Source organism: Methanolacinia paynteri, from assembly GCF_000784355.1.
In the GTDB taxonomy this organism is placed as follows: domain Archaea; phylum Halobacteriota; class Methanomicrobia; order Methanomicrobiales; family Methanomicrobiaceae; genus Methanolacinia; species Methanolacinia paynteri.
The window spans coordinates 1-10,242 of record NZ_AXDV01000045.1 but is presented as its reverse complement, the minus strand read 5'-3'; the positions used below and the strand labels follow the sequence as shown (position 1 = coordinate 10,242).

Annotated in this window: 8 protein-coding genes; 7 read left to right on the top strand and 1 reads right to left on the bottom strand. The window is 49.3% G+C overall.

Going from position 1 to position 10,242, the window contains the following annotated elements; genetic code table 11:
* Window positions 1-2,348: carbamoyl-phosphate synthase large subunit (carB, locus tag METPAY_RS01700; protein WP_048148578.1), on the top strand; the 2,348-nt coding region annotated here is incomplete at its 5' end.
* A 121-nt stretch (window positions 2,349-2,469) separates the two neighbouring features.
* Here the strand turns inward: carB and METPAY_RS01695 are convergent.
* Window positions 2,470-4,086, bottom strand: coding sequence for a putative manganese-dependent inorganic diphosphatase (locus METPAY_RS01695; RefSeq protein ID WP_048148576.1), 1,617 nt, complete (start codon window positions 4,084-4,086; stop codon window positions 2,470-2,472).
* 508 nt (window positions 4,087-4,594) lie between these two features.
* Here METPAY_RS01695 and METPAY_RS01690 point away from each other — a divergent pair.
* The 6 genes from METPAY_RS01690 to METPAY_RS01665 all read left to right on the top strand — a co-directional run bounded on the left by METPAY_RS01690 (window position 4,595) and on the right by METPAY_RS01665 (window position 10,157).
* Window positions 4,595-5,071, top strand: a complete 477-nt coding sequence (locus METPAY_RS01690; protein ID WP_048148574.1) for a pyridoxamine 5'-phosphate oxidase family protein — start codon at window positions 4,595-4,597, stop codon at window positions 5,069-5,071.
* Between the two features lie 74 nt (window positions 5,072-5,145).
* A complete protein-coding gene (locus METPAY_RS01685; protein WP_048148572.1) occupies window positions 5,146-5,592 on the top strand; it encodes a GNAT family N-acetyltransferase in 447 nt (148 codons plus the stop codon).
* Between the two features lie 176 nt (window positions 5,593-5,768).
* Window positions 5,769-6,161, top strand: coding sequence for a thioredoxin family protein (locus METPAY_RS01680; protein WP_048148570.1), 393 nt, complete (start codon window positions 5,769-5,771; stop codon window positions 6,159-6,161).
* 365 nt (window positions 6,162-6,526) lie between these two features.
* Window positions 6,527-8,233 carry an ABC-ATPase domain-containing protein gene (locus METPAY_RS01675; RefSeq protein ID WP_048148568.1) on the top strand — a complete coding sequence of 569 codons (1,707 nt, stop codon included), beginning with the start codon at window positions 6,527-6,529 and terminating at the stop codon, window positions 8,231-8,233.
* Window positions 8,230-8,712, top strand: a complete 483-nt coding sequence (locus METPAY_RS01670) for a ribonuclease III domain-containing protein (protein WP_048148566.1) — start codon at window positions 8,230-8,232, stop codon at window positions 8,710-8,712. Before METPAY_RS01675 ends, METPAY_RS01670 begins: the two co-directional genes overlap by 4 nt.
* A gap of 137 nt (window positions 8,713-8,849) precedes the next feature.
* Window positions 8,850-10,157 carry a PAS domain-containing protein gene (locus METPAY_RS01665; RefSeq protein WP_048148564.1) on the top strand — a complete coding sequence of 436 codons (1,308 nt, stop codon included), beginning with the start codon at window positions 8,850-8,852 and terminating at the stop codon, window positions 10,155-10,157.
* The last annotated feature ends 85 nt before the right edge of the window (window positions 10,158-10,242 follow it).

Genomic DNA, 10,242 nt, shown 5'->3' with positions numbered 1-10,242 from the left:
TGCAGGGCGGATGCAACATCCAGATGGCGTTCAAGGACGGGGACTACAGGATCATCGAGGTCAACCCGCGTGTATCGAGGTCGTCAGCCCTCGCATCGAAGGCGACCGGCTACCCCATTGCAAGGGTTGCGGCGAAGATCGCGATCGGGCTCAGGCTCGACGAGATCATGAACTCGGTTACGGGCTGCACCCCGGCATCGTTCGAGCCGGCGATCGATTATGTTGTCGTGAAGATCCCGAGGTGGCCTTTCGACAAGTTCAAGAACGCCGACCGGACGCTCACTACCGCTATGAAGAGTACGGGCGAGGTAATGGCAATCGGGCGGACGCTTGAAGAGGCGTTCATGAAGGCGATGCGGTCGTTGGATACGGATATCAATTCGCATACCGACAAGGACGAGATCCGGATGCTCCTCCAGAACCCGACCGACGAGAGGTTCGGATGCCTGTTCGACGCCTTCAGGCAGGGATTCACTGTAGAGGAGGTCTCGGCTCTCACGTTTATCGACGTATTCTTCCTCCAGAAGATTGAAAACCTCGTGGAGATCGAGAAGAAGCTTAAGAGCGGAAGCGTATCCGAAGACGACATCCGCAATGCGGTTCACTACGGATTTTCCGTAACCGAGATCAACGAGCTGACCGGAAAGCCGGAAAAGGAGATCGAAACGATCGCAGGACTGCCGGTTTACAAACTGGTCGATACCTGTGCCGCCGAGTTCCCGGCAAAGACCCCGTATTTCTACTCGACAAGGGACGACGGGTGCGAGATCGACAGGGACGGAAAGCAGAAGATCCTGATTCTCGGTTCCGGCCCGATCAGGATCGGACAGGGAATCGAGTTCGATTACTGCACGGTTCACGCGGTAATGGCGCTCCGTGAAGAAGGAATCGAGGTCCATATAGTCAACAACAATCCCGAGACCGTTTCGACGGACTTCGACACCTCCGACCGCCTCTTCTTCGAGCCGATGAAGCTCGAGGATGTGATGAACATTCTCAGGAAGGACGACTATTACGGTGTCATGGTCCAGTTCGGCGGGCAGAACTCCGTTAACCTTGCGACCTCAATCGAGGAGAAGATCAAAGAGTACGGGCTTAAGACGAAGATCCTCGGGACATCGCCTGCAGCCATGGATCTTGCGGAGGACAGGGACCAGTTCAGCAAACTCCTTGAAAGGCTCGAGATTCCTTCTCCGGCGAACGGCTCGGCACATTCGGAGACCGAGGCGATGCAGGTCGCAAAGAAGATCGGCTACCCGCTCCTGGTCCGGCCGTCGTATGTCCTCGGCGGAAGGGCGATGGAGCTGGTCCACGACGACATCGAGCTCAGGAACTACATCAAGGAGGCCGTGAAGGTCAGCCGCAAGCACCCTGTGCTGCTCGATTCGTTCCTCCAGAACGCGATCGAGATCGATGTCGATGCGGTCTGCGACGGCGAAGATGTCCTCATAGGCGGAATTATGGAGCACATCGAAGAGGCCGGCGTTCACAGCGGCGATTCGGCATGTGTGATTCCGTCCCAGTCCCTGTCGAAGAATGTTATCGCGACAGTGAAGGACTACACGAGGAAGCTTGCGCTCGGGATCGGTGTGGTGGGGCTGATCAATATACAGTACGCAGTGAAGGACGAGATCGTGTATGTCCTCGAAGCCAATCCACGTGCAAGCCGCACGGTTCCGTTCGTCTCGAAAGCGACCGGGATTCCGCTTGCAAAGATCGCCGCGAGGGTGATGACGGACGGGAAGCTGAAGACCTACGGGATCACAGAGAAGAAGCTCTCGCATGTATCCGTAAAGGAGGTTCTCCTCCCGTTCAACAAGCTTCCGGGCGTCGACATCACCCTGAGCCCCGAGATGAAGAGCACGGGCGAGGTAATGGGAATCGATTACGACTTCGGGCGGGCGTATTACAAGGCCTGCATCTCCGCGGAAAACCAGCTGCCTCTTGAAGGAAAGGTCTTCATCTCGGCCGGAAGCGAGTTCAAGCAGGATTTCGTTCCGATAGCAAAGAAGCTCTGCTCTCTCGGCTTATCGATCGTCGGGACGAAAGGGACTGTCGAGACGCTCCGCGAGAACGGAATCGAGGCGGATCTTGTAAGAAAGGTCCAGGAAGGCTCTCCGAATGTCATTGATTTCATGAGGAGGGGAGAGATCAACCTGATCATCAACACCCCCTCGGGCAAATACTCGCGGCAGGATCACATGCAGATAATGAGAGCCGCTCTCGATTACAATACCCCGTATATTACCACAATCCAGGCTGCGAAGGCGGCGGCGATGGCGATAGAGTCGATGAAGAAGGGCGATATAACGATCGAGCCGCTTTCGCATTATCATGATGGGTGTTAGACGATAGTCATTCAGCCGCCTGCACCCTTTTATTTTATTTTTATCAATTAGGATCTTTTATTTGGCATTATTTTTGTTTTTAACACCATTTACGGGAAAAAAGGATTAAATCAGACCTGATCTACAAATTCTTAAGAATATGGCCGAACCAGGGAATAAAATCGTTCTTCCTCGACATCATCCCTTCGAGAAGGAGCGGCTGGTTTTCCGCGCCCGTATTCGAGACGACGATCTCGTCTGCCACCAGGTAGAGTTCGCTTGAATTCTCGAAGACGCTTGTCAGGAGGACGGCGAAGATATCGACTCCCGAGGACTGTTTGATCTTTTTGGAGGTGCTGATTATCTCCTGCGAATTTTCATGCGAAAACTCGAATGTCGGGACCATGATCTGGGAGATGATTATCTTCTTTCCATAGAGTTCGTATTTCTTCGTATCTCTCATGAGAAGGGATTCGAGATCCTCGTTGTCGAGATCCATTCCTCTCTTTATCAGTTCGGTGCCGTACTCGATCGGATCGACGCCGGCAATTACCGACAGTTTTTCAACGATCTCCCTGTCCATATCGGTTGTCGTCGAAAGGCGGAGGACCATCGTATCCGAAAGAATTCCCGAGAGAAGTATCCCTGCGATCCCGCGGCCGATCTCTTTTCCGCTCCTGAGGTACCTCGAGGCGATGATCGTACATGTCGAGCCGACGGGTTCGTTTATGAAACATATGGGTTTTAGCGTCGATATCGTCCCTATCCTGTGGTGGTCGATGATCTCGAGGATTTCGGCATTCTCGATCCCTTCGACCGCCTGGCCAAATTCATTGTGGTCGAGGAGGATCACGCTCTTCGATATATCGTCGAGGAACGTATTCCGCGAGATCATCCCCAGGTATTTTCCGTTCCTGTCGGTTACGCAGGCTGTCCTGTATCTCGAGTTCGAGACAAGCTGCTTGGCGTAGTCTGTCGAATCCTCCATCGATACTGTCGGGACATCGGTTGCCATTATCTGGCTTGCCGGGAGCGAGAGGTTGATCATCTTCCCGACACCGAATGCATCGAGGTTAGTCGAAAGGAGTGCGACTCCTTTTGCTTCTGCGGCTTTCCGCACCCGTTCGCCGGCCGGTGCTCCGTCTGCGAGGATTAGCGCGGCGATCCCTGCGGCTATCAGCGCGAGCTGTGTCGGTTCGTTGTCGCCGACGATCGCGACATCGTTCTTGGTCAGTTTCGATAATGTCACGTGGAGGGCGTCGATCGCGATATAGACGCGGCCTTCGAGGAGGTCGCAGGAGGGAACGATAATCTTTGCATGAAGAATTCTTTTGAGAGTCTCAAGCTTGATCGGCGTTATGGAGAGCTGCTCGATCTTGTCGCGCCGGACATATGCCTGGGCGAGACCGTACTCGCTGATAAGTCCTTTGAGAAAGCCGTCGGAGTCTGTTATCGGGACGTTACGGACATTGTTTTCGTTCATTATTTTGACGATGTCTATCGTCGGAAGGCTCTCTTCGGCGCTGATCGAGTAGATCTGCGGAAGATCGGATATGGATGCCTCGACACTTTCGATGTAGCGCGGTTCTTCGACCCCGAAATAATCGAGCGCATACATGGTCTCTTCAGTCACAGGCCCGCATCTTGCCGGGACATAAGTTCCATTCCCCTTTGAATTCAGCAATTCGGCATATGCTATGACGCTGCATATCGAATCGGTATCGGGGTTCCTGTGCCCGATGACATATATTTCATTCATAATTGTTACCGAAATCCTGGTCCATATAAGAATTGATCCCGGTTAATATCACCTTTTTCCCGGGAAACATTTGCACCATTACGGATGCCATTTACAAACAAAATTTATTAGGGTACAGCGGTGCAGGGAAACCGTTATATCTCATATAACTTATAATAAGTTATGACGGGTTTATGTGATAACCGCCGCCGGACAGTGATGAGTAAATAAAAATTATTCATACAACAAACGAATATTTTCATTCTCACATGGTGGTGCCCCCCATCTGATCTGTTCGGCGGTTAGGGATCTCATGGCCTGTCGTCCTTTCAGTCTTTTCCGCCGACAGGAAGACGAATTGTTTTATTTGAATTTTCTTGAGCGAATATTTCATTTGCATTGAAAACACCGTTGTGCCGTCTGTAATTTATTTTCACGCAGTGGCCTGGATAAAAAAAATTATATAAAAAGACCAATGCAAATATTTATTTCTTAATGTGTTGACACTCAATCGTCAGGTGCTGAGAGTATGGAAGTTGTCAAGATACCTCATATGGAAAAGGAAGAGTACAACAGGCTGATCGAGGAGGGGTATATCTGCCGGATAGCCTTCCAGGGAGAAAAATACCCGTATATGGCCCCGTTTCTCTATGTTTTTGACGGAAAATTCCTTTATTTCCTCTCCACGAAATACGGGAGGAAGAACGATCTTTACAGGCTGAACCCGTATGTATGCGTGGAGGTCGAGAGATATTCGTCCGATCTTTCGTGTTATGACTTCGTGACTATGCAGGGATACCTTGTCCAGGAGGAGGACTCCATAACCAAGAAGCAGGTCCGGGGGATGTTTGTCGATATGATTACGAAGAACAGTCTTTCACCAAATATCCTTGCGGCACTCGGTCACGCTCCTTCGGACCCGATCGAGTCAATCGCGACAGAGGAGAGATCGAATATCTGGAAGCTTACAGGGGTTACGGATATCGTAGCTCTTAAAAATCTCTGAATTTTTTTCTTCTTTATGCCAGTCGTTATTTACAGAAAGAACTGCGTTCCAACAGATTAATCTGTTGAGGTAAAATGGAAGTTGTTCAGGTATTTTCCGATAAAAAGCAATTCCTGGAATTATTGCTGCTGGCTGATGAACAGGAGAGCATGATTGACAGGTACCTTGAGGCCGGAGATCTGTTCGCTTTATATGATGAGGGCCTTAGATCTGTCTGTGTTGTTGCAAGAGTAGATGACCGGATCTACGAGATAAAAAATATTGCGACATATGAAGAGTTCCAGGGAAAGGGTTACGGGAAATTCCTGGTCAGGTTCGTCCTTGAACATTACCGTGATGTATGCGATATAATGCTTGTAGGAACGGGTGACTTTCCGGTTACAACAAAATTTTACGAGAAATGCGGTTTTACCTATTCGCACAAGATAAAAAACTTTTTTGTGGATAATTACGATCACCCGATGTTTGAAGAAGGGATACAACTGATCGATATGGTTTATTTTAAAAAAGAGTTGAAATAAGGTAGTATCAGTCCGTTCTAATCCCGTCCTGTATGAATGATTATTTGTGGCAATTGTCCGTGATTGAAGGATTATAATAAATGTGTGCCACAGATTGTTCGACTGGTATCATGGATAATTTTTATTACCATCAGGGAAAGTATTCTGTGATGTTTCTTTCATCGGAGTGATAACGGATGCCTTCACCTGTAATAATGGAGTTGAACGATCTCAACTGGGAGAATTTTGTAGAGAATACCGGAAAACCTGTAATCGTGATGTTTTACAGCGAAACCTGCCCCCACTGCAAGACTATAATGCCTTATTTCGAGGATTATGCCGGGAAATATCATGAAAAGATGAGGTTCGGCCTGCTGAATATAACTGAAGCTCTCTGGATCAGCGAGAAATTCGGGGTTATGGCAACTCCGACATTCAAATTCTTCTGCGGAGGCCGGCCGGTCCAGGAGATGGTCGGGGCAGTATACCCGAATATCATCGAGAAGAGAATTGCAGAGATGATAGAGCACGGGGCCGAGTGCGTGGAAAAATCTACTGAGATAAAATACGAGATCACCGGGTACGGGTGATTTTTTTATCCTGGTCTTTTGAAGGGCGGGGGAAGATTCCTCTTCCCTGTGACCCTCCCCCTCATGGCGATAGGTCGCAGTCGGGATGGGCAAGCATCCCTCCCGCTCCTTTTCTTTTACAATTACAATAGAATTTTTATGATCCCCGGTCTTGGGCGACCTTCCATCACCAATTTGTTTTTCTATTCCCAGGCCGAGGCTACCCGGATGGGTAGCGTCCAGGCCGGGTTATCGTGATTGCGCGAGTTTGCGTAGCAAACTTAGCGCTCGGGCTGCCCCGAAGGGGCTTATGCCCTCCAACGAACTCCTCCCCAAAAACACACCCATTAAAAAATGCTAAACCACTTTGTATCATATTTTTTATAATGTCTGACTGCCCCGGACTGAAAATCATTCTTCAAAAGATCGATAACAGGGGATATCCCGCGTACAGGGATCTCAAAGGCCCCCATAATTTCGGAGACTTTCAGCTAATAATAGATCATATTCAGGGCGATCCCTTCGCCTCCCCCAGCAGGATCAGGGTGAGGATACCTGATAAAATATCAGGATTTCCCGGAACTCTTTTTGGTACCCTCGAAAGGAAAACCGCATTCGAGGACTTCATCGCAAGAGTGTTTGAGGGAAACCTGAAGAAGCATTCAGGGGGAAGAAAGGGCAGCGGAAAGAGCGGACTGATAGAGATCGATCCTCCCGGCCAGGAGATACTGCGGCGATCTTCGGCCGTAAAAACTCCTGACGCGACGGAAGTTCGGTTCTTCATCGGCCTTCCGGCAAGGGGAAGGAGGATCGATTCATCCGCCGCCTTGAAGATGCTCATCGAGATAATTCCGGCGGTGGTTTCCGCTTCGCTTTATTACGAAAACCTGGATATAGAGGCAATTCGGGATCATATAAGGCATTACGAAGACTCCGAATATATCCGGTCGAAGCTCGATGACGCAGGACTTATTGCATTCGTCGCAGACGGTTCACATCTCCCGAGAGCAAGCGGAATCGACGAAAAGCCCCTGTCTTTTGACAAAGCCGTCTCTTTCATGAGTCCTGAAAAACTGAAAGTTACGTTTCATACCCCAAATTCCGGGGATATATCCGGGATGGGAATTCCTAAAGGCGTGACGCTCGTCACCGGAGGGGGCTATCACGGCAAGTCCACGCTGCTCAATGCAATAGAGAGAGGCATATATGCCCACATCCCCGGAGACGGGCGGGAATTCGTCATAACAAACCCCGATGCCGTGAAGATCAGGTCGGAGGACGGACGAAGGATCGAATCGGTCGACATCTCACCGTTCATTAACAACCTTCCTTTTGGCGGAAGCACCGAACGCTTCTCTACAGATAACGCCAGCGGGAGCACCTCACAGGCCGCAAATATCATAGAATCTGTCGAAGCCGGGGCAAAAGTGCTCTTGATCGATGAAGACACATCCGCCACCAATTTCATGATACGCGACAAGAGGATGCAGAAGCTGATCTCGAAAGAGAACGAACCGATCACGCCCTTCATCGATAAAGTCCGTGACCTGTACGAAAAACACGGAATCTCCACGATAATCATTGCCGGCGGGTGCGGGGACTATATCGACGTGGCCGATATCGTAGTCTGCATGAAAGAGTACCGTGCCTTCGATGTCACCGAAAGAGCGAGAGAGATCGCAGCCGCTGACTCCGGTGGGAGATTCTTTGCGGAAGGCGGCATCTTTGATCCTTTCATATCGAGAGTTCCCGACAAAAAAAGTATTAACCCTGCGAAAGGAAAAAGACCTGTAAAGATATCGGTAAAGGAGGCAGGGAAGATCGAGTTCGGTTACGAAAGAATCGATATGACGGCGATCGAACAGGCTTCGGGAAGAAGCCAGTTGAGAGCAATAGGTTATGCACTGAATTATTCCCTTAAATACATGGACGGAAGAACGGACCTTTCCGCGATCGCCGACCGCGTCCTGGCCGATATCCGGGATTTCGGGATCGACATAATCTCACCCGGAATAAGAGGAGACCTGGAGTCTTTCAGGAAAGAAGAATTCTGCGCCGCGATAAACAGGCTCAGGACACAGGGGATAATATGACTGCCGATAACGGAAAGCCTGCAAAAAACAACGGCCTTGCCCGTCCCCCCGATGAACTGGAGGAGATCATCGGCTACAGGTTCAAAAATCACGAACTCCTTACACGTGCCCTGACCAGACTTGCATATTCGCTTGAAAACAGTCTGCCCGAAGGATTCCATATGGATGCCCTTGCAACGCTCGGTGATGCCGTGATAGACGTGATCGTCCTGGAATCCCTGATGAAATCCGGATTGTACAGCAAAGGCGAGCTCTCAGTTGCAAAATCGGATATCGTAAACATGACCCGCCTCCGAAAGGCCGCGGAGAGTATCGAGCTTTTCAGGTATGTGCACTGGGGAAAGGGTGAGGAGGCCGGGCATATCTGGACGTCCGGGAGGGTCATGGCCGAGTTATGCGAAGCTCTCGCCGGTGCAGTATATCTTGACGGAGGGCTCGGGGCGGTTGAAAAAGTCATCCGCGAAAAAGAGTTGATCTGACCGATTTCATTCAGTTCATTGCGTTTAGACTACAACTTTTGGATTTGTGATCAGGAATATTATATATGACCTAATTTCGGCAGGCAGGACCGTCAGTTCATATATTATATATCGCTGTAAAGTCTTAATGGGAAAAAATGTCAGACCCCTATCCCGGAAAATACGATAAAAATCATAAAGGTGAATACCCGGAACCGTTTGATCCGGTTCTCGAATATATAAAAGAAAAACACCCGGAACGGGCCGAATCAGATCTGCCCGGCCTTGTATGTTCATCGCTTCTTTACTCCCCGGATGAATTATATTGGGTCGATGATTCTGGAAAAATAATATTTGCCAATAATACGGCCTGCTCAAAGCTTGGATACAAACCCGGAGATCTTCCAGGCAGAAATCTGGGCGAAATCGAGGAGGCGAAAGACGGCTCCCTGTCTTTTGATGACCTTAAATCCGGGCTGAAAGATTCACCTGGAACAATAATCTACGAGGCGAGGCACAAAAGAGCCGATAATACTTTTTACGATGTCCAATCGGAAGCCGGATTCATCAGTTATAATGGCATGTCGGTAATCGGTATCTACTCCCGCCCGGTTCCGGAAGAAAAGAATGAAAATGCCGTCCTGGCGGACTACGAGAATGAGAAAACCGCGATAATAAATGCAGTTCACGAAAATGTCATATACTACGATACCGACCTGTCGGTCAGGTGGATAAACGACAAGCCCGTCGCAGCCCCCGGGAAAAAGCTCGAAGACCTGATCGGAAAAAAATGCTATTCTTTCTGGGGCCTGGGAGAAGATTTCTGCGACGAGTGCACAATAAAAAAAGTCATAAAATCCGGAACCTCCATTACCGAGGAGAAGCAGAAATCGAGCGGCAGGTGGGTCGAGATTTCAGGCTACCCCGTCTTCGACAGCTCCGGGAAGATTAAGGGTGCGGTCGAATCCATTCTTGATATTACGGAGAAGAAAAAGACCGAAGACGCACTTAAGGAGAGTGAGAGGCAGTACCTGGAGCTCTTCAAAACGATGACGAATGCATTCGCATATCATGAGGTAATCACCGATGAAAACGGTAATCCTTCTGATTTCAGGTATCTAAGGGTAAATCCGGCATTCGAGAAGATGACCGGGATCAAATCTTCGGAGATCATTGGAAAAAGATATCTTGAATATTTTCCCGGGGGGAGAAAAACCATTATTGAGAGATTCGGCAATATTGCACTCAACGGGGGAGACGACAGTTTCGTCGATTATAATCCCGCCCTGAAACAGTATCACAGCATATATATCTACAGCCCTAAGAAAGGGACATTTGCTGCGATCTATTCGGATATAACGGATCTTGTGGAGCTGAAAAAAGAGCAGAAAGTTTCTCTCGAACAGATCAACAGGAACTTTATTCTCTTTTTTTATACCGGCCGGGCATGCTCCGCGAGGGATTGACCATTTACTTCTTTATTGTATAATATGTATGTGAACCCGAACCTTTCTTCTCGGCGAGACCGAGCTTTTCCAGTTTTTCGATCCT

Excerpts from the sequence above, each read along its gene's own strand:
- METPAY_RS01695 (WP_048148576.1), bottom strand. The coding sequence starts at position 4,086 with ATGAATGAAATATATGTCATCGGGCACAGGAACCCCGATACCGATTCG.
- METPAY_RS01690 (WP_048148574.1), top strand. The coding sequence starts at position 4,595 with ATGGAAGTTGTCAAGATACCTCATATGGAAAAGGAAGAGTACAACAGG.
- METPAY_RS01685 (WP_048148572.1), top strand. The coding sequence starts at position 5,146 with ATGGAAGTTGTTCAGGTATTTTCCGATAAAAAGCAATTCCTGGAATTA.
- METPAY_RS01680 (WP_048148570.1), top strand. The coding sequence starts at position 5,769 with ATGCCTTCACCTGTAATAATGGAGTTGAACGATCTCAACTGGGAGAAT.
- METPAY_RS01675 (WP_048148568.1), top strand. The coding sequence starts at position 6,527 with ATGTCTGACTGCCCCGGACTGAAAATCATTCTTCAAAAGATCGATAAC.
- METPAY_RS01670 (WP_048148566.1), top strand. The coding sequence starts at position 8,230 with ATGACTGCCGATAACGGAAAGCCTGCAAAAAACAACGGCCTTGCCCGT.
- METPAY_RS01665 (WP_048148564.1), top strand. The coding sequence starts at position 8,850 with ATGTCAGACCCCTATCCCGGAAAATACGATAAAAATCATAAAGGTGAA.